The following is a 21,509-nucleotide window of genomic DNA, read 5'->3' as shown; positions in this document are numbered from 1 at the left end:
ACCGGCAGCGCCTGGGGGTTTCCGCTCCCGGTTACCAGGAAACCACCAGTGCCTTGCCCTCTTCGTAGCCTGCGGCCGACTGGATGCCGACCTTCGCCTTGTCGTGGAATTCGGCGACACTGGCCGCCCCCGCGTAGGTGAACGAACTGCGCACCCCGGAGGTGATCATGTCGAGCAGGTCCTCGAGCGAGGGCCGCAGCGGGTCGAGGTAGATCTTCGAGCTGGAGATGCCCTCGGCGAAGAGGGTCTTGCGGGCGAGCTCGTACGCGTCGAGCCGGTCGAAGCGCTCCCGCACGGCCTTGGTCGACGCCATTCCCCAGCTCTCCTTGTAGAGCGCGCCGGTCGGGTCGGTGTCCAGCGTGCCCGGCGCCTCGATGGTGCCCGCGAACCAGGACCCGATCATCACCGAGGCGGCGCCGGCGGCGAGCGCCAGGGCCACGTCGCGCGGGTAGCGCACCCCGCCATCCGCCCAAACGTGCGCGCCGAGCTTGCCGGCGGCCTCTGCGGTCTCGAGGACGGCGGAGAACTGCGGGCGACCGACGGCGGTCATCATGCGGGTGGTGCACATGGCGCCCGGGCCGACGCCGACCTTGATGATGTTCGCGCCGGCGCCGACGAGGTGCTCGACGGCGTCGGCGGTGACGACGTTGCCGGCGACGATGGGGATGCCGAGCTTCAGTTCCGCCACTGTGCGCAGGGCCCGGATCATGCCGGCCTGGTGCCCGTGCGCGGTGTCGAGCACGAGCACATCGACGCCGGCGGCGGCCAGGGCGCGGGCCTTGGCGGCGACGTCACCGTTGATGCCCACCGCTGCCGCGACGAGCAGCCGGCCGGACGCATCCACGGCGCTCTGGTACAGGGTGGAGCGCAGCGCGCTCTTACGGCTGAGCGTGCCGACGAGCTTGCCGCGCCGCAACACGGGCGCGAAGTCGAGGTCGGCGGCGGTCATCACGTCGAACGCGCCGCGGGGGCTGTCGATGTCTTCGGCGTCCAGGGAGGCCAGCGGGCCGTGCAGGAGGTCGCCGAGGCGCGCATCCGGCAGCGCACTCGCCAGCCGGGCGGCGTCGATGCAGCCCAGGTAGGTCTCCGACCCGTCGTGGATGACCAGGCCCTGGCCCTCCACCGGCGGCACCTGCCGCAGGGCGTCGGCCACGGTGGCGTCCGGCGCGAACACGAACGGGGTGTCGAACTGCACGGGCTGCGCCTTCACCCAGCGGATGGCCGCGTCGAGGTCCTGCAGGTGCATGTCCTGCGGCAGCACACCGAGGCCGCCGCGCCGGGCGAGGGAGGCCGCGAGCCGGGGACCGGTCACCGAATTCATGTTCGCGGACACGATGGGGATGGTGGCGGCGGTGCCGTCGCCGGGGGCGAGGGAGACGTCGAGTCGGCTGTTGACAGCCGATTGGCTGGGCACCAGGAAGACGTCGGAGTAGGTCAAATCGTGGGCTGGTACCGCTCCATAGAACTGCATGTTTTAACGCTAGTCCCCACAAGCCGTACCGGTGCAGCACCTCGATGGGATTAGTCTTGATATCAACACACTGACCCGGCGGTTGTGATCGCCATGGACAATCAGAATCAACGAAGAGAGTGGGCGATCAGCTGTGTCGAACCAGTTGACCGGCGGCGGGTCCGAAGAGACGGCCGCTGCTGAATTCGGAGCCAACGAGTGGCTCGTAGACGAATTTTACGAACGTTACCTCATCGACAAGAATTCGGTGGACCAGTCCTGGTGGCCGATTCTGGACAGTTACCACCAGACGGCGACGGCTGAGAAGTCCGCCGGCGAGGCGCCAGCCCCGGCCGCAGAGCCCGCTGCCGAGCCCGCCTCTGAGGGCACCGCCTCCGCCGCCGCTCCGGCCGCGGCCGAGGTTCCCCCGCTGGCCGAGGCCCCCGCGACTCCGACCGCTGAGGCGCACCCGGTCACCGCGCCGATCCCCGTGATCGGTGGTCCGCGCACCGCGCGCACCACCTCGATCGCGCCGAAGCCGGAGCCGGTCCCGGCCGACGCTCCCATCACCAGCCCGCAGCCGGTGGTCACTGATGTGGCCCCCACCCCGCCGCAGGATGTCGCCACACCGCTTCGCGGCATGGCGAAGAGCCTGGCCGCGAACATGGCCACCAGCCTCACCGTGCCCACCGCGACGAGCGTGCGCACCATCCCGGCGAAGCTGCTCATCGACAACCGCATCGTGATCAACAACCACATGAAGCGGGCCCGTGGCGGCAAGGTGTCCTTCACCCACCTGATCGGCTGGGCGTTGATCCGCGCGCTCAAGATGTTCCCCAGCCAGAATGTCTTCTACGACGAACTGGACGGCAAGCCCTCCGTCATCGCTCCCGCCCACGTGGGCCTGGGCATCGCGATCGACCTGCCCAAGCCCGACGGCACCCGGTCGCTGATGGTCCCGGCCATCAAGCGCGCCGACACCATGACCTTCGGCGAATACCTCTCCTCCTACGAAGACCTCGTCGGCCGGGCCCGCAAGGGCAAGCTCACCGCGGACGACTTCTCCGGCGCGACGGTGTCGCTCACCAACCCCGGCGGCATCGGCACCGTGCACTCCGTGCCCCGGCTGATGAAGGGCCAGGGCTGCATCATCGGCGCCGGCGCGCTGGACTACCCGGCCGAGTTCATGGGCGCGAGCGTCAAGACGCTCACCAGCCTCGCCATCTCCAAGACCATCACCCTCACCAGCACCTACGACCACCGCGTCATCCAGGGCGCCGGGTCGGGTGAGTTCCTCAAGATCGTGCACGAGCTGCTCATCGGCCAGCACAACTTCTACGAGGACATCTTCGCGGCGATGCGGATCCCGTACGACCCGATCCACTGGGCCCCGGACATCAGCGTCGACCTCGCCAGCGCCGTCGACAAGACCGCCCGGGTGCAGGAACTGATCAACGCCTACCGCGTGCGCGGCCACCTGATGGCCGACATCGACCCGCTCGAGTACAAGCAGCGCACCCACCCCGACCTCGACATCGCCAGCCACGGCCTCACCTTCTGGGACCTGGACCGCGAGTTCATCACCGGCGGTTTCGGCACTCGGCGCACGATGCTGCTGCGCGACATCCTTGGCGTACTCCGCGACTCCTACTGCCGCACAACGGGCATCGAGTACATGCACATCCAGGATCCGGCCCAGCGCAAGTGGGTGCAGGAGAAGATGGAGAAGACGTACGTCAAGCCCACCCACGACGAGCAGATGCGCATCCTCGGCAAGCTCAACGAGGCCGAGGCGTTCGAGACGTTCCTGCAGACCAAGTACGTCGGCCAGAAGCGGTTCAGCCTCGAGGGCGGCGAATCCACCATCGCCCTGCTCGACCAGATCCTGCAGGGTTCGGCGGATGCCGGCCTCGACGAGGTCGCGATCGGCATGGCCCACCGCGGCCGGTTGAACGTGCTCACCAACATCGCCGGCAAGACCTACGGCCAGATCTTCCGTGAGTTCGAGGGCACCCAGGACCCCCGCAGCGTGCAGGGCTCCGGTGACGTGAAGTACCACCTCGGCACCGAGGGCACCTTCCGCGGCGAGAACGGCGAGGAGGTGGCCGTGTACTTGGCCGCCAACCCGTCCCACCTCGAGGCCGTCGACGGTGTGCTCGAGGGCATCGTGCGTGCCAAGCAGGACCGCAAGCCCATCGGCACCTTCTCCACCCTGCCCGTGCTCGTGCACGGTGACGCGGCCATGGCCGGCCAGGGCGTGGTGCTCGAGACGCTGCAGATGTCGCAGCTGCGCGGCTACCGCACCGGCGGCACCATCCACATCGTCGTCAACAACCAGGTCGGCTTCACCACGCCTCCCGGCGAGGGCCGCACTTCGGTGTACTCCACCGACGTCGCCAAGACCATCCAGGCGCCGATCTTCCACGTGAACGGCGACGACCCCGAGGCCGTCGTGCGGGTCGCCGAGCTGGCGTTCGCGTACCGCCAGGAATTCAAGCGCGACGTGGTCATCGACCTGGTCTGCTACCGCCGACGCGGCCACAACGAGGGCGACGACCCCTCGATGACCCAGCCGCTGATGTACAACCTCATCGAGGCCAAGCGCAGCGTGCGGAAGCTCTACACGGAGGCCCTGGTCGGACGTGGTGACATCACCCAGGCCGAGTTCGAGGCGGCGCACGCCGACTTCCAGGACCGGCTGGAGCGCGCGTTCCTGGAGACCCACGCGGCCCAGACCTCCTCGATCCCGATCATCACCGACGAGGTTGCGGCGGCCCAGCGCGGCCTGGCCGGCAGCGGCCCCCAGGACGACGCGATCGGCGAGCCCGTCACCACGGGCGTGCCGGAGAGCGTCGTGCACCTGATCGGCGACACCTTCAACAACAAGCCGGCCGGCTTCACCGTGCACAACAAGCTGCAGCAGCTGCTGCAGAAGCGCCTGGACATGAGCCGCAACGGCAACATCGACTGGAGCTTCGGCGAACTGCTGGCGCTCGGCTCGGTGCTGCTCGAGGGCACCCCGGTCCGCTTCGCCGGCCAGGACGCCCGCCGTGGCACGTTCGTGCAGCGCCACGCGGTGCTGCACGACCGGATGAACGGCCAGGAATGGTTGCCGCTGGCGAACCTGAGCGAGAACCAGGCCCGGTTCTGGATCTACGACACCCTGCTCAGCGAGTACGCGGCAATGGGCTTCGAGTACGGCTACTCGGTGGAACGCGCCGACGCCCTCGTGCTCTGGGAGGCCCAGTTCGGCGACTTCGCCAACGGCGCCCAGACCATCATCGACGAGTTCATCTCCTCGGCCGAGCAGAAGTGGGGCCAGCGGTCATCCGTTGTGCTGCTGCTGCCGCACGGCTACGAGGGCCAGGGCCCCGACCACTCGTCGGCCCGGATCGAGCGTTACCTGCAGATGTGCGCCGAGAACAACATGACCGTTGCCCGGCCGTCGACGCCTGCGTCGTACTTCCACCTGTTGCGCCGCCAGGCGTACATGCGTCCGCGCCGTCCGCTGATCGTCTTCACCCCGAAGTCGATGCTGCGCCTGCGCGGGGCCACCAGCCCCGTCGCCGACTTCACCACCGGCAAGTTCGAACCGGTGATCGATGACGCGCGCATCCAGGACAAGGCCGCCGTCAAGCGGGTGCTGTTCATGGCCGGCAAGCTGTACTACGACCTGCTGGCCGACCTGGAGAAGAACCCCAACCCGGAGATCGCCCTCGTGCGGATGGAGCAGTTCTACCCGCTGCCCGGCGCCGAGCTGAAGCAGCTCGTCGAGCAGTACCCGAACGCCGAACTGGCCTGGGTGCAGGACGAGCCGGAGAACCAGGGCGCCTGGCCGTTCTTCTACCTGCAGACGAACAAGCTCGGCACCCCGCCGATCCGCCTGTTCTCGCGCGCCGCATCCGCGTCGCCCGCCGCCGGCTCCGCGAAGCGGCACGCCGCCGAGCAGGCCGACCTGATCAAGAACGCGCTCACCCTCTAGGTTCCACGCACGAAGAAGGGCCGCACCCCTCGGGGTGCGGCCCTTCTTTCGTTGTCTCCCCCACCTTGACTGGCCCACTTTTGCTAGTGCGGGAGGCTCTCCGACTAGCAAAAGCGGGCCAGTCATGGTTCGGTCAGGGGCGCTCGCTGGGTTCGGCGGTGGCGAGCTTGCTCGGCCACCAGATTTTGGGGCCGATGTCGTGGGCCAGGGCCGGGACCAGCAGGGACCGCACGATGAAGGTGTCCAGCAGCACGCCGAACGCCACGATGAACGCCAGCTGGGCCAGGAACAGGATCGGCAGGACCCCGAGGGCGGCGAAGGTCGCGGCGAGCACCAGGCCGGCCGAGGTGATCACTCCGCCGGTCGCGACCAGGCCGCGCAGGATCCCGGTCCGGGTGCCGAACCGGATGGATTCCTCCCGCACCCGGGTCATCAGGAAGATGTTGTAGTCGATGCCGAGGGCGACCAGGAACACGAACCCGTACAACGGGACCACCGGGTCGGCGCCGGGGAAGCCCAGCACCCCGTCGAACACCCACGACGACACCCCCAGGGCGGCCGCGAACGACAGCACCACCGTGGCGATGAGCAGCACCGGTGCGAGGATCGAGCGCAGCAGCAGCATCAGGATCACCAGGATCACGCCGAGGATGATCGGGATGATCAGGTTGCGGTCGTGGATGGCGGTGTCGGTGGTGTCCACGGCGATGGCCGTGGTGCCGCCCACGAGCACGGTGCCGGCCACGTCCTCGAGCGAGACCCGGAGCTCCCGCACCGTCGCCTCGGCCGGGGCGGAGTCGCCCACGTCCGTCAGGGTCGCCTGCAGCATCACGTCACCGTCGATGACCGTCGGGGCGCCGACCGTGGTGCCGGGAGGGCCGAACGCCTGCACGCCGTCGCCGGTGACCGGCAGGGATCCGCTGACCGAGTCGGCGGAGAGCACGGTCACGGAGTCGACGCCGTCGTTGGCCAGCAGCACGTCGGTCATCGCCTGCAGCTGGCCTTCCGGCCCGATCACCACGGCCGGTGTGCCGGAGCCGCCCGGGAAGTGCTCGCCGACCACGGCCTGGCCGTCCCTGGCCTCCGAGGTGCCCAGCACGAACTCGCTCTGCGAGACCCCATCCGCCTTGAACTGGAACGCGCCGATCGCGGCGACGGCCAGCAGCAGGGTGCTGGCGATCCAGATCAGCCGGGCGCGACGGCCGATGAGCCTGGCCAGCCACGGCCACACACCCCTGGCGTTCGCCCCGTCCAGGCCGGGGTGCGCCGAGCCGAGCTTGGGGCGTACCGGCCAGAACGCGGCCCGGCCGGCCCACAGCATCAGCGCCGGCAGCAGGGTGAGCGCGGAGAGCAGCGCGAATCCGATGCCGATCGCGGCGACGGGTCCGAGGGCCTTGTTGGAGTTGAGGTCGCTGAACAGCAGGCACAACAGGCCCACGATCACGGTGCCGCCGGCGGCGAGGATGGGCTCGAACGAACCACGCAACGCCACCAGGGTCGCGTCCCACTTCTTCGCGTTGTCCCGCAGGGCCTCCCGGAACCGGGACACGTACAGCAGCGAATAGTCGGTCGCCGCGCCGATCACGAGGATGAACAGGATGCCCTGCGTCTGGCTGGTCAGGATCAGCACGTCGGCGCTGGCCAGCGCCACGACGACGAGCACGGAGGCGCACAGCGCCGCCAGGCTGGTGAACAGAACGATGAGGGGCAGCAGCGGCGACCGGTACACGATCACCAGTATCACCAGCACGGCGGCGAGGGCGGTGAGCAGCAGGATGCCGTCAATGCCCGCGAACGCGCCGGTGAGGTCGGCGATCAGGCCGGCAGGGCCGGTCACATAGGTCTCGACCCCGTCGATCGGGTTGTCGGCGAGGTAGGCGCGGATGGACTCGACGGTGTCGGCCGGTTTGATGGAGCTGTCCAGGGTGAGGATCGCCTCGGCTGCCTCGCCGTCGTCGGAGAAGATCGCCGGCGACACACTGTCGGTGACGACGCCGTCCAGCACCGAGAGGTCGGCGATCTGGTCGGCGATGGCGGCCTGGTCGGCGTCGGTCAGACCGCCGGCACGCTCGTAGATCAGCACGCCGGGGAGCACGTCGTCGCCGCGGAACTCGGCCTGCAATGCCTGCACCCTGGTCGCGTCGGCGCTGGCCGGTAACTGCTGCACCTGGTCGTTGGTGGACACGTCGCTGATCCGGCCGAACGAGGCACCGCCGGCACCGAACATCACGAACCAGACCAGGATCAGAATCGTCGGGATCAGGATCCGCAGCCACAGCGGGACCCGGCTGGTCGAGCCCGGCCGGGGCGTCTGGCGCCCCCGGTCGGCGTGCGGTCGTGGGGCAGTTGTCTTCATCACAGTCCCGAGACTAGGCCCGCCGATGCGGCCACGGCGTCGTCCGAAAGTTGGAACATCCGCCCGACAAACGCGAAAAGGCGGCACCCGGACTGTGTCCGGTGTGCCGCCTGCATTCCCTGGGGTTAGCCGGGAGGAATTACGCCTTACGACGGTTCACGAGGAGACCGTAGATGAGGAGAACGATGATGGATCCGCCGATGGCCAGGAGCCAGGTCTGGATGGAGAAGAAGTCTTCCAGCGGTGCGTTGAACAGGAGGCTGCCGAGGAAGCCACCGAGGAGTGCACCGACAACGCCGAGGAGAAGCGTGATGAACCATCCGCCGCCCTGGTTGCCCGGGAGGATCAGCTTGGCAATGGCGCCGGCGAGAAGGCCGAGAAGAAGGAATCCGAAGAACCCCATGGAGTGTCTCATTTCTGTTGGTGGTTGGGTGCTGCTGGTGATTCGGACGTGCTGGGCAGTCCGACCTGGCTCCACGGAGCCGGGCTTGATTACGCGGCCGGGAACTCAGTCGACGTCATTGTCGTCTGGCTCCTCGGCCACGTAAATGTCTGTGATGGTCACGTTCACGGCGGTCACGGTCATCCCGACCAGGCCCTCGATGGCCTGGCTGACGGATGTGCGCACCCGGTCGGCCAGCTCCGTGAGCTGGACCGGGTAGTCGGCGACGAGCACGATGTGCACGGTGACGCCGTCGTCACCGAGTTCGATGGTGATCCCCGGGTTGACCTCGGCGCGGCTGATCGTTTCCACGATCGCGCCGATGGCCCGAAGCGGCGTGCTGCCGAGGGCGTGCACGCCGGGGATCTCCCGCACGGCCAGGCCGGCGACCTTGCCGATGACGCTGTCCTTGATGGTTGTGGCGCCCTGGCCCACCCGGTGGGCGGCGGCGTCGCTCACCGCGCCGGCATTCGCCGGCAGGGCGGTTGACGAGCTGGGCTCGCCGGGAAGGATGTTAACCATCTGGGGGTCTCCTTGGTTCGGTCTGGGTCCTCAGCGCCCGTTCGGGGCTGGCGTCTGACGAAGGTGGGGAGGAAAGTGGGGAAGAATGACGATTTCTCAAGGCCGATTCCCAGCCGCTCACGGCGGGCAGGATTGGCATCGTCACAGTTAGGACGGGACGACCAGCCGATTCGTCACGGAAATTGTCGGAAAGATTTTTCGGGGGCCAGGATCTACACTGATCTGGGTCCCACCGTTCCGTCACCTGGAGGCGATTATGAGCACCACCGCGAAGCAGACCGAGGAACTCGCCGCCGCCGTCGAGCAGGTCCCGGGCGTCGACGAACTGTACCCGGCCGTGCCCGTGCTCACCGCCGTGGTGCACAAGGTGGTCGGTGCGATTACGCAGAAGCCGACCCAGCCCGATTACGTCGCCGTCACCGAAACCGACGACGGCGTCACGGCATCCGTCTCGATCGGGATCTCAGACGTGGAAGCGGCCACGGAGGTGTCCCGGCAGGTGTACGACACCATCGACGCGTACTTCGCCGCGTCGCGCGAGCAGACCGTGAACCGGATCGAGGTCACGGTGGCCCGCATCGGCTGAGCCGCCGACCGGCTGACGCTGGTTCTCGTGCTGGTGCTAGTGCGCTGACTGGATGGCGCGCAGCCGCAGCAGGACCTGGTCGCGCAGGTCCTCGGGGGCGGTCTCCTTGCAGGCGCGCTGCACGACCTCGGTGAGGGTTCGCCCCACCATGTGCTCGGTGCTGCAGTCGTTGCAGTGCTCGAGGTGCTCACGGATGTCGATGGCGTCCTCCTTGCGGAGTTCGTTGTGCAGATACTCTTCGAGCTCGGCCTTGGCCTTCTCGCAACCGCAATCGGTCATTTTCCTGTACTCCCGGATTTCTTCTTGGTCGTGGCGGCCTGGCCGGTGCCGAGTCCGCGCTCCAGCGCGTACCCCGCCAGCAGGTCGCGCAACAGCCGGCGGCCGCGGTGCAGCCGGCTCATCACCGTGCCGATGGGTGTTTTCATGATTTCGGCGATCTCCTGGTAGGAGAAGCCTTCGACGTCGGCGAAGTACACCGCCAGGCGGAAGTCCTCCGGGATCGACTGGAGGGCGTCCTTGACGGCGCTGTCCGGCAGGTGATCGATGGCTTCGGCTTCCGCGGAGCGGCTCGACGTCGCCGTCGTGGATTCCGCACCGCCCAGCTGCCAGTCCTCGAGGTCGTCGATGGTGCCCTGGTAGGGCTCGCGCTGCTTCTTGCGATAGGTGTTGATGAAGGTGTTCGTGAGGATCCGGTAGAGCCACGCCTTGAGGTTGGTGCCCTGCTCGAACTGCTTGAACGACGCGAAGGCCTTGACGAAGGTTTCCTGAACCAGGTCCTGGGCGTCGGAGGGGTTGCGCGTCATCCGCATCGCCGCTGCGTACAGCTGGTCGATGAACGGCATGGCCTGTGCTTCGAACAGGTCCCGCATGTCAGTCGTATCTGTTGTCATCACGGGCAATTCTAAGCCGTGCGCGGCGCCGGGCGCCGCGAGCGTTCGCTCCATGAGCATGGATGCTGCCACTCGTGACCTCCTGATGAACTGCCTGCGAAGTCGGTCCCCGTTGAACGATCCCGACTATTCTGATAACCGATGTTGATCTCGAGATATTCCAAGCCGGAGTTCGATCCCTACGGCGACAGTGCGCCGGAAGAGACGGATGCCCTCTGGGCGGCGCCCGTCGCGGCGCGGCCCCTGGCGGCGACCCTGTCGCTGCCCGGCTCAAAGTCCCTGACCAACCGGGAACTGGTGCTCTCGGCCCTGGCCGACTCGCCCTCCCTGCTGCGGGCCCCGCTGCACTCAAGGGACAGCGACCTGATGGTCGCCGCGCTCCGGCAGCTCGGCACCACGATCGAGGCCGTGGACGGCGCCGGCGAGTACGGCCCCGACCTGCGCATCACGCCGGGCGAACTGTTCGGTTCCACCACCATCGACTGCGGCCTGGCCGGCACCGTCATGCGGTTCCTGCCCCCCGTTGCCGCGCTGGCGCTGGGCCCCACCACCTTCGACGGCGACGCCGGCGCCCGCCGCCGGCCCATGGGCACCACTATCAGCTCGCTCCGTGCCCTCGGCGCCGACATCAACGACGACGGCCGCGGCGCCCTGCCGTTCACCGTGCACGGCACCGGCAGCCTCGACGGCGGCGAGGTCACCATCGACGCGTCCTCGTCCAGCCAGTTCGTTTCCGGGCTCCTCCTGGCCGCCGCCCGGTTCAGCTCCGGCCTCGCTCTCCGCCACGACGGCGAGCGCCTGCCGAGCCTTCCGCACATCGAGATGACCATCCACACTCTGGCGCAGCGCGGCGTGACCGTCACCAGCCCGGAGGTGGGCGTGTGGTCCGTCCAGCCGGGCCCGATCCGCGGCACCGAGGTGGACATCGAACCCGACCTCTCCAACGCCGCCCCGTTCCTCGCCGCGGCGCTCGTGGCCGGTGGCACGGTGACCATCACCGGCTGGCCCGCCACGACCACCCAGGTGGGCGCCCACCTCGCCGAGCTGCTGCCGTTGTTCGGCGCCACCGTCACGATCGACGGCGACCGGCTCACGGTAACCGGCACCGGCCGCATCACCGGCGTCGACCTTGACCTCTCCACCGGCGGGGAGCTGGCTCCCACCCTGGTGGGCCTGGCGGCGCTGGCGGACTCGCCCAGCACCATCACCGGCATCGGCCACATCCGGCACCACGAGACCGACCGGCTCGCCGCCCTCGCCACCGAGATCAACAACCTCGGCGGCCACGTCACCGAGCTCCCCGACGGGCTGGCCATCGAGCCACGGCAGTTGCACGGCGGCACCTGGCAGAGCTACGACGACCACCGGATGGCCACCACCGGCGCCCTGCTCGGCCTCGTCGTTCCCGGCGTCGAGGTGGAGAACATCGGCACAACCGCCAAGACCCTCCCCCAGTTCGCCGAGCTCTGGCACGGCCTGGTCGCCGCGTCCGAACTGGGCACAGCCGGACTGGGCACAGAGTGACCTGGTGGTCGACCCCGGACGATGACGAGCCGGAGTACGACGAGTCCAGTGTGCGCATCCGCCCGGGCCGCAAGGGCACCAAACCGCGCACCAAGACCCGCCCGGAGCACGGCGACGCCCTGACCGGCCGCATCCTCTCGGTCGACCGGGGCCGCTACACGGTGATGCTGGACGAGAACGAGCCCACCGAACGCCGGGTCACCGCCGCCAGGGCGAGCGAGCTGCGCAAGCACGCCGTCGTCACCGGCGACCGCGTCGACATCGTCGGCGACACCACCGGGGCTGAGGGCAGCCTGTCCCGCATCGTGCGGATCGTAGCCCGCGAGACCCTGCTGCGGCGCAGCGCCGACGACACCGATGCGGTGGAGCGCGTGATCGTGGCCAACGCCGACCAGATGCTCATCGTGGTGGCCGCCGCCAACCCCGAGCCGCGCATCCGGCTCGTCGACCGCTACCTCGTCGCGGCCTACGACGCCGGGGTCTCCCCCATCCTCTGCATCACCAAAACCGACCTCGCCGACCCGGCCGAGTTCCTGAACAACTTCGCCGGCCTCGACCTGCCGGTGTTCCAGAGCCGCGACGACGCCATGCCACTGGAGGCCATCTCCGCCGCGCTGATCGGGCACGACACCGTGTTCGTCGGCCACTCCGGCGTCGGCAAGTCCACCCTGGTGAACGCGCTCGTGCCCGACGCGCACCGCGCCGTCGGCGTCGTGAACACCGTCACCGGCCGCGGCCGGCACACCTCTTCGTCGACCATCTCGCTGCGGCTCGAGACGGATGCCGGCCGCGGCTGGGTGATCGACACCCCCGGGGTGCGCTCGTTCGGCCTTGGCCACATCAACACCGACAACATCCTGCGCGCGTTCACCGACCTGGCCACCATCGCCGAGAAGTGCCCGCGCGGCTGCACCCACCTGCCGTCCTCGCCCGACTGCGCCATCAACGAGGCCGTCGCGGCCGGAACCCTGGGTGAGACCGGCAAAGCCCGCCTGGACTCGCTCCAGCGCCTCCTGGAGACCTTCGCGGCCGCACCGGCACATCGTCCGGGCGAGAACTGAGCGGTACCGTAGTTTCCATGACGGATTCCCCCCGGCTCGCAGCCGGCGACACTGCCCCCCAGTTCACCCTCACCGACCAGGACGGCCGCGACGTCAGCCTGGACTCCTACCGCGGCCGGAAGGTCGTGGTGTACTTCTACCCGGCGGCCATGACGCCCGGCTGCACCACCCAGGCGTGCGACTTCCGCGACAACCTCGGCTCGCTCGCCGCGGCCGGCTACCAGGTGCTCGGCGTCTCCAAGGACGGCACGGCGAAGCTGGCCGAGTTCGCCGCGAACGACCACCTCACCTTCCCGCTGCTCAGCGACGAAGACCTCGCCGTGCACCGCGCCTACGGCACCTGGGGCGAGAAGAACCTCTACGGCAAGATCGTCACCGGGGTGCTGCGCTCCACCTTCGTGCTCGACGAGGCCGGCGTCATCACGCACGCGCTCTACAACGTGAAGGCCACCGGGCACGTGGCCGGCCTGCGCAAGAAGCTCGGGCTCTAGCTACGCGGTCGGGTGCTCCGGTCACTGCGACTGGCGCAACTCCTGCAATTCGTCGGAGTGAGCATCCGCTGACCCCGGAATCATGCGGAAGTACGCCCAGCGGCAGAAATTCTGCAGGAGTTATGCTCACCGCGCGCTCCGACCGGGCTGCGACGCCGGGGATGCGGCGGTGCCGCTCACCCTGCCGCTGCAGCACACTCCGCGTGCATAACTCCTGCAATTCGACAGGACGACCGGCAGCGGATGCCGAGATCACGCGGCAGTAGGCCAGGGAAGCCACATTCTGCAGGAGTTGTGCTCACTGCTCGGGCTGATCGGGGCGAGGCCCTAGCGCGCGGGTTCGGGCTCTCGCTACGGCTCGCGGCGGCTCGTCGCCTCGACCACGCTGCGGGTGAAGAGCAACACCACGACCAGCACCGAGGGGACGAGCAGGGCCCAGCCGAGGTCGGGCCTGGCGTAGAGGCCTTGGAAGCAGCCGATCGCGATGAACACCTGCACAAGCTGCCAGGTCACCGCCGCCGCCCTGATCCACGACCGCCCGCGGAGGGTGGCCACCGTGATGGTGGTCACCCAGGCGGCCGCGATGAGCGCGATCAGCAGGATGGCGATGGCGCTCGCGAACGACGTCGGCTGGTCGGTGAGCAGTTCGAGGATCAGCCAGATGACGACGCCCCAGAGCAGGGCCGCCTCGGCGCCGAGGAGCAGTACGAGGACGTTGTGAGCCCGGGATCGTCGTCCGCGCCGGGGCCCGAGCGGGCCGTCCTGGCCGGGGTCGAACGATTGGCTCACAGCGATATCCCATACAAAACTATTGATTTGACACCCCTATTATGCAACGATATTTGAGGCCCGGTTCACGCTCACAGGGTAGTGAGCGGATCTCCACTGCAGATCCGACCTTCCTGAAACCTGGGCTTCCCGCATCTTCGGCCGATCGGCCAGGCATCCCCCCGCAATAAAGGAGCACCCCTATGGACTGGCGCGATAAAGCTGCCTGCCTCACCGCTGACCCGGAACTTTTCTTCCCGGTTGGTAACACTGGTCCCGCAGTCGACCAGATCGAAAAGGCCAAGTCCGTGTGCGCCCGCTGCAATGTGACCGAGGTTTGCCTCCAGTACGCCCTCGAGACCGGTCAGGACTCGGGCGTCTGGGGAGGACTCAGCGAAGACGAGCGCCGCGCGCTCAAGCGCCGCGCCGCCCGCGCCCGCCGCGCCTCCTAGAACACCTGGTTCAGCCCGAAACGGGCGGGCAGCTTCGGCTGCCCGCCCGTTTCGCTGTCCGGCGACGAATACGGCTCAGTCGAATTCCATGAAGCGCAGCGGAATCTCGATGGTCACCTCTGTGCCGCTGTCCATCATGGTGTGCCAGTCGATGGTGCCGCTCAGCTCACCCTGGATCAGGGTGCGCACGATTTGGGTGCCGAGACCGGAACCGACCTTGCCCTCCGGCATGCCCGAGCCGTTGTCGCGCACACGCACGGTGAGGGTCTCCTCGTTGCGCTCGGCCTCGATGGCCACCTCGCCCTCCCGGCCGGCGAGCCCGTGCTCGACGGCATTGGTGACCAGTTCGGTGAGCGCCAGGGCCAGCGGGGTCGCGTAGGCGCTGGGCAGGATGCCGAAGCTGCCGGAGGACTTCGGGTGCGCCGTGGTGTTGTGCGCGGACGCCACCTCGGCGATCAGCAGCAGCACCCGGTCGAAGACAGCGTCGAAGTCCACGTTCTGGCTCAGCCCGGATGACAGGGTGTCGTGCACCACGGCGATGGCCGCCACCCGGCGCATGGCCTGGTTGAGGGCCTCGCGGGCGGTGTCGGAGTGGGTGCGCCTGGCCTGGATCCGCAGCAGCGAGGCCACCGTCTGCAGGTTGTTCTTCACCCGGTGGTGGATCTCCCGGATCGTGGCGTCCTTGGTGATCAGCTCGCGCTCCTGGTGTCGCAGCTCCGTCACGTCCCTGGACAGCACGATGGCGCCGATCCGTTCGCCGCGGTTGCGGATCGGGATCGCGCGCAGTGACACCGTCACCCCGCGGGCTTCGATGTCGGTGCGCCAGGGCGCCCGGCCGGTCACGACCAGGGGCAGGGATTCGTCGACGACGGCCTTGCCCGTGAGCAGGCTTGTCGTCACCTCGGCGAGCGATTCGCCCTCGAGCTCGTCGGCAAAGCCCATCCGGTTGAACGCTGACAACGCGTTCGGGCTGGCGAAGGTGGTGACTCCGTCCAGGTCGAGCCGGATCAGGCCGTCGGATGCCCGGGGGGCGCCGCGGCGTGGACCGGTCGGGGCGCCGAGGTCGGGGAAATCGCCGGAGGCGATCATGGCGAAGAGGTCGTTCGCGCAATCGTTGAAGGTCAGTTCCTGGCGGCCGGGGGTGCGGGTTTCGCTCAGGTTGGTGTGCCGGGTGAGCACGGCGATGGGCTCGGGGGTGATCTCCGCGCCGCTCGCGCTGATCCGGCGGCGAACCGGGATCGCCCGCACCCTGGTCGGGGTTTCCTCGTACCAGTCCGGTGCGGTGGTGTCGATGATCTTGGCGGTGTCGAAGGCTTCGGTGACCTGCTTGCGCCACTCCGCCTTGATCTCCTGGCCGACGAAGTCCCGGTAGAACAGGGTCGCGGCGCTGGACGGCCTGGCGTGCGCGACCGCGACGAAGCTGCCCCCGACGGTGGGCACCCACACGACGATGTCGGCGAAGGCGAGGTCGGCCAGCAGCTGGCCGTCCGCGACCAGCATGTGCAGCCAGTCCACGTCTTCGGCGTTGTTGCGGCCCTGGGCACGTACGAGATCACTGAGCGTCGACACGAGACCAGCCTACGGCCGCGGCTGCTGGCGTCGCGACCGCGGATGCGGCATGCTCGCCGTATGAGCTCCGCCGATCCCGCCCTCGTCCCCAAGCGCGACCCGACGTTGCTCGTCATCCTCGGCGCTCTCGGGGTGCTCGTGCTCGTCGCGCTGATCGTGGTCTTCACCCGCGGCGAGCCCGCACCGCTGGACGCCGGAACGCCGGGCGGGGTGGTGCAGCGCTACGCCACGGCCGTGCTCGACGGCGATGAGGATCTCGCGGCCGGCTACCTCACCGAGGAGGCCACGGCCGGCTGCGACGGGTCCTCCCCGTCCGCCACCGAGGATGTCCGGCTCACCCTGCTGGGCACCACCGAGCGGGAGACGAGTGCCGACGTCCGGGTCTCCATCGTCACCTCCTACGAGGGTGGCCTGTTCGGGCCGAACGAGTACGAGTCCGAGGACGTCTTCGACCTGGTCAGGGTCGACGGGGACTGGCTCATCGACCAGGCGCCGTGGCAACTGACCGTGTGCCCCGACACCCGGAAGGACCTCCAGTGAGCCTCACCGCACCGGCCAGGGCATCCGCCGCCCCGGTGGTGCGGCGGGTCGTGGTCTACACGATCCTGTTCGTGCTGGTGCTGCTGGTCGCGAACGGCCTGAGCACCCTGCTGACCCGACTGGTCGACCAGGTGACGGGCGCCACCATCGCGGGCTCCGGCACCGACGGCCTCGCCATCTCGCTCACCTTCACCCTGATCGGCGGTCCGCTGGCCGCACTGCTGGGCTGGTTCGTCTGGCGCCGGCTGGCCGACCCGGTGGAACAGCGCTCGCTGGCCTGGGCGCTGTACCTGGTCGGCATGCTCACGGTGTCCGTGATCGTCGCCAGCATCACCCTGCTCACTGCCGTGGCCGGTGCCGTGACGGGCGAGAGGTTCGGCGCGGACGCGGTGACCGGCCTGGTCTGGGCGTTGGTCTGGGCCGGGCACAGGCACATCCTGGTGCACACCGCTCGGCGGCCCTCTCGCCTCCCCGGCACCGCCGCCGTCCTCGGCGGAACGTTCGGTCTGGTGCTCGGCGCGAGTGGGGCCGTCATGACCCTGACCATCCTCCTCGACACCGCCATCGGCGGCCAGGGTGACGCCGTCGCCGGCGACCCGTGGTGGCTGGGCGCCGTGCGCACCCTGGTCGGGGCGGTCGGCGGCGCCGTTGTCTGGTGGTGGCACTGGCAGCACGAGGGCAGCCGGGCCGCGGCCACGCCGCTCGCCCAGGTGGCGCTGGTCGGTGTCGGCATCCTCGGCGGCTGCCTGCTCACCCTGGCCGGGGCGGGCACCGTCCTGTTCGTGCTCCTCCGGCTCGCCGCCGACCGCACCGACCCGGTGCCGGTGCTGGTCGATCCACTCGGCGTCGCGATCGCTGCCGCCCTGGTCGGCAGCCTGGTCTGGGTGTACCACCGGGGCGTGGTCCGCAGTCGCAGCGTGCCGGTGCGGGATGCCGGCACCCTGGTCACGAGCGGGATCGCGCTGATCGCGGCGGCGACCGGGATCGGCGTCATCGTGAACGCCCTCCTGGCCGCCCTGACCACACCGCTGACGGCGACGGACCCGCGCACCCTGTTGCTGGCCGGACTCAGTTCGGTGCTGGTGGGCGGGCCGCTGTGGTGGGCCGCCTGGCGTCCGACCCGGGCGCTCGACCCCGACCGGCGACGCGCCACCGGCCGCAGCGTGTACCTGGTCGTGGTGTTCGGGATCAGCGCCGTCGTCGCCCTGATCACCCTGCTCGTCATCGGCTACCGGGTGTTCGACTCCGTCCTCGGCGGGGACGCCGGCCTGCTGGACCGGGTCCGCGCCCCGCTCGGCCTGCTCGTGGCGACCGGTCTGGTCGCCGGTTACCACTTCAGCGTCTGGCGCGGCGACCGCGCGGCCAGCCCCGGCACACCTGCCGCGGGCGGTCCCGCCGCTCCGGTTTCGGCCGCGCCCGCCATCGCCGAGCTCGTGCTGATCATGGGGCCAGGCGAGGAACCCGTTGTGACGCACCTGCGGGAGCTCACCGGCGCGCAGGTGCGCTACTGGCGGCGGAGCGACGAGGCGACGGCGCTGCCCTCCCCCACCGCCGTGGTCGAGGCACTCGCAGGCGTCTCCGGCGAGCGCGTGGTGCTCCTGGTCGACCCCGCCGGCTCTGTCACCGTCGTTCCCGTCGTCACCGGTTAGGTCGCGGATGCCGGGCCGCGCCAGCGGGCCGTCCGGCTCCACGGGCGCCAGCGGGGCACCGGGTCCCCAGCGGGAGCCGGCAGTAGTTCGTCCCGCACGAACGCCTGGATGCCGAGCCTGGCGGGTGAGCGCGGCGCGGCATCCCGCAGGGTGCGTCCGGTCAGCACCGCCGCGTCGAGTCCGGCCTGGTCGTGCGGCACCAGCGCCGCGGCGTCGATGCCGCCGAATCGTCGCAACGCGCTCTCCACCTGGCCGGCGGCACCGAGGCCGACGGCGCTGGCGCGCACCCGGTTCATCACGACGTGGACCCGGTTGGTGGTGATCACCTCCGTGAGGTCCGCCCAGGCGCGCAGGAACCGGGCCATGCCGACGGGATCGGCCAGGCCGCAGGCCACCACCCGGTCGGCGGAGCCCAACGCGGCCAGGGTCGCGGCATTCCGGCGCGGGGCGAACAGGTCGCTCGAGATCTCCTCGTCGCTCTCCAGGCTGAAGCCAAGGTCCAGGACCACGTAGTCCGCCCATCGGCGGAGCGAGGAGATAGCCCCGCCGACCCGCTCGGCGGACAGTTCGGGCCAGCGCGACGGCTGCCCGATCCCGGTGAGCACCCAGAACGCTCCCCGCGGGGAGTTGTAGCGGTGGGCGATCCGTTCGAATTCGCTCCGGGTGAGCGCGTCGGATCCCGCCAGCCGGCAGGCCGCCGCGAAGCCGGGCGCCTCGTCGAGCAGGCCCAGGCTAGGGGCGATGGAGCCGCTGTAGGTGTCGACGTCGGCGAGGACCACGGTGTGCCCGGACGCGGCGATCTCCGCCGCGATGTTGATCGCCAGGGTGGTGCGGCCCGGCGCCCCGGCCGGGCCCCACACGGCGATGACCGTGCCGGCCCCGGTGAGGCCGGCGCTCTCGTCGTCCACCTCCGCCGGGGCATCCACGGGCGGGTCGGCCGCGGCGCGGTGGCGGGAGCGCTTCTGGCGTGCCGCGCCGGGTTCGGCACTGGCGCCCGTGTTCGCCCGCCTGGCGGCGCGGGCTCGGCGCTGCGAGCCAGGCGCGACGCCCGCCTCGTCGGTGTGGTCGGGTTCCGGCTGCGGGTCCGGCTCCCGGTCGATGCGCAACGGCAGGTCGCCGCCCAGCATCAGGACCGCCTCGATGACCGGCCAGTCCGCGTCGGCGGCGACCACCTCGTGCAGCCCGAGTTCGGCCACGTACCGGCGTTCCTGTTCGGTGGCGGCGAGGGCGACGACCCGGATGCCGTTGGAATCGCTGGCCGCGAGCAGCTCCGCGGTCAAGGTGCCCCTGGTGGCGCCGACGATGAGCGCCTCGGGGGCGTGCCGGTCGATGGCGGCAAGCAGCTCCCGCACGTTGGCGGGGCGGGCGACGATGACATGGCCGTGCTCGACGATGTCAGCGAGCAGCCGATCCTCGGTGTCCCGGTCCAGGGCGAGTGCGAGCAGGGTCATCTCAGCCCCCGATCGGCGTGTTCACGGCGATCAGCGAGACCGCCTCGTCGTTGGCCACGGCCTCGAGCACCACGGCGACCTTGTCCTTGGGCACCAGGACCTCCACCGCTTTGGCGCCGTCGGACTGGATGAGGCCCGTCGGTTCCAGGATCCGGACGATCGCGGCCTCGCCCACGAGAACCGACGGCGGACCGAAGCCGCCGTCGTCGGTCGGTGCCGCCGACCAGACGTCCACGATCGAGCCGGCCGCCAACCCGGCGGACAGCCGCCCGCTCAGGTCGAGGACGATGCTCGTCACCGCTTCGCCGGCGTGGGTTCCGACGGCGGCGGCGGGGATGAGTTCCCCCGCGGTGATGGTGCGGGTCACGACCAGGCCCTCGGCGGGAAGCCTGGCGGCGCTGAGGTAGAGCGTTCCGGCCACCCCCAGGCTCACCCGGGTCTCCACCAGGTCGGCCGGGTCGAGGTCGTCACCGACCGCGAGCGGCACCCTGGCCGCGTACACGGCGACGGTGCGGTCGTTGCCCGCGACCACGACGCTCACGCCTACGATGGACGCGACGACGAGGACCAGCCCGAGCGCGAACCGGGGATCGACCCAGAACCGGGTGCGGGTGCTGGCAGACGCCTTCGGCCGGCCGGGCCCTGGTCCTCGTCTCATCCGTCCACCCCGTTCGTTCCGTCCGTCTCCGGTCGACTGCCTGGGTACCATCGTCGTCGGCCGGCGCGCACCGCGCTGAAGTTATCCACAGCTCTCGGCCGCACCGCGCGCACCGGCAGGAAGCGACGGATAATCGTGCCATGAGCGATCCCGTCTCCTCCGCCTCCGTCGGCCGCTTCCTGACCCTCGCTGACACGGCGCAGATCCTGAATGTGTCCGTTGCCGCCGCCCTCGACCTGGTGCGCACCGGCGAGCTTCCCGCCATCCGCATCGGCGCCACCGGCGCCTGGCGGGTGGAGCGGGTGGTGCTGGAGTCCTACATCGAGGCGAAATACGAAGAGGCCCGCCGGATCTCGCTCTGGGAGCAGTCCGACTTCGCCAATATCCCCGAACTCTCCGAGGGCAGGATCCTGCGGCCGGGAACGCCCCCGGACGGCGAGCAGCCCGGCTGACCATCAGGCTCAGCCCGTACCGCTCAGTCCAGCCGCACCAGCTCGATCTGGCCGAGCGGAATGATGCGGTACTGCTGCACGTCCGCGGCCCGGCGGGCGGTGCCGCCGGCGTGCACCGCCAGGTCCAGGTGCTCGCGTCCCACCCTGTCGATGGTGCCGGTGACCGTGCCCAGCGCGGTCTGGATCCCCAGGCTCTTCCGGCGCCGGCACAGGTCGCGCAGGACGAACGGCAGACCGATCCGGTCGACGAGCCTGGCGGTGGACTCGGGTTCCGGCTCCAGGGACAGCGCCACCTGCTCCGGCAGCAGGATCACGGCCGCAATGGCCGTGAACGGCACCAGGCACTGCGGGTTCCCCGCGCCCGCATCGAGCAGGTCCGCCGCCAACCAGTCCCGGCCGAACGTCGTCGGTCGAATGACCACGGTCTGGCCGCCGACCAGGAGGATCCGGGTCACCCGGGATTGGGCGGGGCCGTGGCTCACGGCGGTGAGCCGTTGGCGCAGCGACAACCGACCCAGGCGCAGGCGTTCCTCCTCGGCGCGCAGGTCGAGGTCCTCGGCGTTCAGCTCGTTCTCGAGCTGACCTTCGAGGTCGTCGAACAGGTTGTCCCAGCGCACACCCCGACGGTAGTCGGCGAACCGGCCGGATGCTGACGTTATCCACAGG

The 21,509-nt window shown here is 69.7% G+C and carries 20 protein-coding genes; 9 read left to right on the top strand and 11 right to left on the bottom strand.

All coding sequences use genetic code 11. The annotated features are described in order from the left end of the window. Positions 1-31: 31 nt before the first annotated feature. A complete protein-coding gene (guaB1, locus tag ACU5E9_RS17565; protein ID WP_456811175.1) occupies positions 32-1,471 on the bottom strand; it encodes a GMP reductase in 1,440 nt (479 codons plus the stop codon). Positions 1,472-1,604: 133 nt separating this feature from the next. Here guaB1 and ACU5E9_RS17560 point away from each other — a divergent pair, with 133 nt between their 5' ends. Then, complete coding sequence (locus ACU5E9_RS17560; protein WP_456811174.1) at positions 1,605-5,432, top strand: multifunctional oxoglutarate decarboxylase/oxoglutarate dehydrogenase thiamine pyrophosphate-binding subunit/dihydrolipoyllysine-residue succinyltransferase subunit; 3,828 nt, start codon at positions 1,605-1,607, stop codon at positions 5,430-5,432. Positions 5,433-5,565: 133 nt separating this feature from the next. Here ACU5E9_RS17560 and ACU5E9_RS17555 read toward each other — a convergent pair whose 3' ends face one another. The 3 genes from ACU5E9_RS17555 to ACU5E9_RS17545 form a co-directional block, all read right to left on the bottom strand. Beyond that, entirely contained in the window at positions 5,566-7,788 is a 2,223-nt protein-coding gene (locus ACU5E9_RS17555) for an MMPL family transporter (RefSeq protein ID WP_456813570.1), read from the bottom strand. Between the two features lie 139 nt (positions 7,789-7,927). After that, positions 7,928-8,191 carry a GlsB/YeaQ/YmgE family stress response membrane protein gene (locus ACU5E9_RS17550; RefSeq protein ID WP_456811173.1) on the bottom strand — a complete coding sequence of 88 codons (264 nt, stop codon included), beginning with the start codon at positions 8,189-8,191 and terminating at the stop codon, positions 7,928-7,930. Positions 8,192-8,296: 105 nt separating this feature from the next. Further along, positions 8,297-8,752 carry an Asp23/Gls24 family envelope stress response protein gene (locus ACU5E9_RS17545; RefSeq protein WP_456811172.1) on the bottom strand — a complete coding sequence of 152 codons (456 nt, stop codon included), beginning with the start codon at positions 8,750-8,752 and terminating at the stop codon, positions 8,297-8,299. A 256-nt stretch (positions 8,753-9,008) separates the two neighbouring features. Here ACU5E9_RS17545 and ACU5E9_RS17540 point away from each other — a divergent pair, with 256 nt between their 5' ends. Beyond that, positions 9,009-9,338, top strand: a complete 330-nt coding sequence (locus ACU5E9_RS17540; protein ID WP_456811171.1) for a hypothetical protein — start codon at positions 9,009-9,011, stop codon at positions 9,336-9,338. Positions 9,339-9,374: 36 nt separating this feature from the next. Here ACU5E9_RS17540 and ACU5E9_RS17535 read toward each other — a convergent pair whose 3' ends face one another. Both ACU5E9_RS17535 and ACU5E9_RS17530 read right to left on the bottom strand, forming a co-directional pair. Beyond that, on the bottom strand, positions 9,375-9,617 hold the full coding sequence (locus tag ACU5E9_RS17535) for a zf-HC2 domain-containing protein (protein WP_456811170.1): 243 nt from the start codon (positions 9,615-9,617) through the stop codon (positions 9,375-9,377). Further along, a complete protein-coding gene (locus tag ACU5E9_RS17530; RefSeq protein ID WP_456813569.1) occupies positions 9,614-10,228 on the bottom strand; it encodes a sigma-70 family RNA polymerase sigma factor in 615 nt (204 codons plus the stop codon). The genes ACU5E9_RS17535 and ACU5E9_RS17530 overlap by 4 nt, the downstream gene beginning before the upstream one ends. 141 nt (positions 10,229-10,369) lie before the next feature. Between ACU5E9_RS17530 and aroA the strand changes: the two genes are divergently transcribed. From aroA to bcp, 3 genes are read left to right on the top strand one after another with little or no spacing between them, the layout of a single operon-like run. Beyond that, complete coding sequence (gene aroA / locus ACU5E9_RS17525) at positions 10,370-11,752, top strand: 3-phosphoshikimate 1-carboxyvinyltransferase (protein WP_456811169.1); 1,383 nt, start codon at positions 10,370-10,372, stop codon at positions 11,750-11,752. Next, a complete protein-coding gene (rsgA, locus tag ACU5E9_RS17520; protein WP_456811168.1) occupies positions 11,749-12,813 on the top strand; it encodes a ribosome small subunit-dependent GTPase A in 1,065 nt (354 codons plus the stop codon). Before aroA ends, rsgA begins: the two co-directional genes overlap by 4 nt. A gap of 17 nt (positions 12,814-12,830) precedes the next feature. Then, a complete protein-coding gene (gene bcp, locus ACU5E9_RS17515) occupies positions 12,831-13,304 on the top strand; it encodes a thioredoxin-dependent thiol peroxidase (RefSeq protein ID WP_456811167.1) in 474 nt (157 codons plus the stop codon). Between the two features lie 351 nt (positions 13,305-13,655). Here bcp and ACU5E9_RS17510 read toward each other — a convergent pair whose 3' ends face one another. Beyond that, entirely contained in the window at positions 13,656-14,093 is a 438-nt protein-coding gene (locus ACU5E9_RS17510; RefSeq protein ID WP_456811166.1) for a hypothetical protein, read from the bottom strand. A gap of 182 nt (positions 14,094-14,275) precedes the next feature. Here ACU5E9_RS17510 and ACU5E9_RS17505 point away from each other — a divergent pair, with 182 nt between their 5' ends. Next, positions 14,276-14,524, top strand: coding sequence for a WhiB family transcriptional regulator (locus tag ACU5E9_RS17505; RefSeq protein ID WP_035837005.1), 249 nt, complete (start codon positions 14,276-14,278; stop codon positions 14,522-14,524). Positions 14,525-14,599: 75 nt separating this feature from the next. Here the strand turns inward: ACU5E9_RS17505 and ACU5E9_RS17500 are convergent, their stop codons facing one another. Continuing rightward, the gene (locus ACU5E9_RS17500; RefSeq protein WP_456811165.1) at positions 14,600-16,093 is read right to left on the bottom strand and encodes a sensor histidine kinase; all 1,494 of its coding nucleotides are present in this window, start codon (positions 16,091-16,093) and stop codon (positions 14,600-14,602) included. A 60-nt stretch (positions 16,094-16,153) separates the two neighbouring features. On the opposite strand from ACU5E9_RS17500, the gene ACU5E9_RS17495 reads away from it, so the two are divergent. Together ACU5E9_RS17495 and ACU5E9_RS17490 are read left to right on the top strand one after the other, a co-directional pair. Further along, complete coding sequence (locus ACU5E9_RS17495; RefSeq protein WP_456811164.1) at positions 16,154-16,633, top strand: hypothetical protein; 480 nt, start codon at positions 16,154-16,156, stop codon at positions 16,631-16,633. After that, entirely contained in the window at positions 16,630-18,282 is a 1,653-nt protein-coding gene (locus tag ACU5E9_RS17490) for a DUF5671 domain-containing protein (RefSeq protein ID WP_456811163.1), read from the top strand. Before ACU5E9_RS17495 ends, ACU5E9_RS17490 begins: the two co-directional genes overlap by 4 nt. Here the strand turns inward: ACU5E9_RS17490 and ACU5E9_RS17485 are convergent. Further along, complete coding sequence (locus ACU5E9_RS17485) at positions 18,279-19,733, bottom strand: AAA family ATPase (protein WP_456811162.1); 1,455 nt, start codon at positions 19,731-19,733, stop codon at positions 18,279-18,281. The genes ACU5E9_RS17490 and ACU5E9_RS17485 overlap by 4 nt on opposite strands. A gap of 1 nt (position 19,734) precedes the next feature. Beyond that, a complete protein-coding gene (locus ACU5E9_RS17480) occupies positions 19,735-20,391 on the bottom strand; it encodes a hypothetical protein (protein WP_456811161.1) in 657 nt (218 codons plus the stop codon). Positions 20,392-20,531: 140 nt separating this feature from the next. Between ACU5E9_RS17480 and ACU5E9_RS17475 the strand changes: the two genes are divergently transcribed. Continuing rightward, positions 20,532-20,843, top strand: coding sequence for a helix-turn-helix domain-containing protein (locus ACU5E9_RS17475; RefSeq protein ID WP_456811160.1), 312 nt, complete (start codon positions 20,532-20,534; stop codon positions 20,841-20,843). Between the two features lie 23 nt (positions 20,844-20,866). Here the strand turns inward: ACU5E9_RS17475 and ACU5E9_RS17470 are convergent, their stop codons facing one another. Next, positions 20,867-21,460, bottom strand: a complete 594-nt coding sequence (locus ACU5E9_RS17470; protein WP_456811159.1) for a hypothetical protein — start codon at positions 21,458-21,460, stop codon at positions 20,867-20,869. Positions 21,461-21,509: the final 49 nt, after the last annotated feature.

Source organism: Cryobacterium sp. AP23, assembly GCF_054075385.1.
Note: the sequence above shows the minus strand (reverse complement) of the source record. Positions and strands in the feature narration are given on the sequence as shown.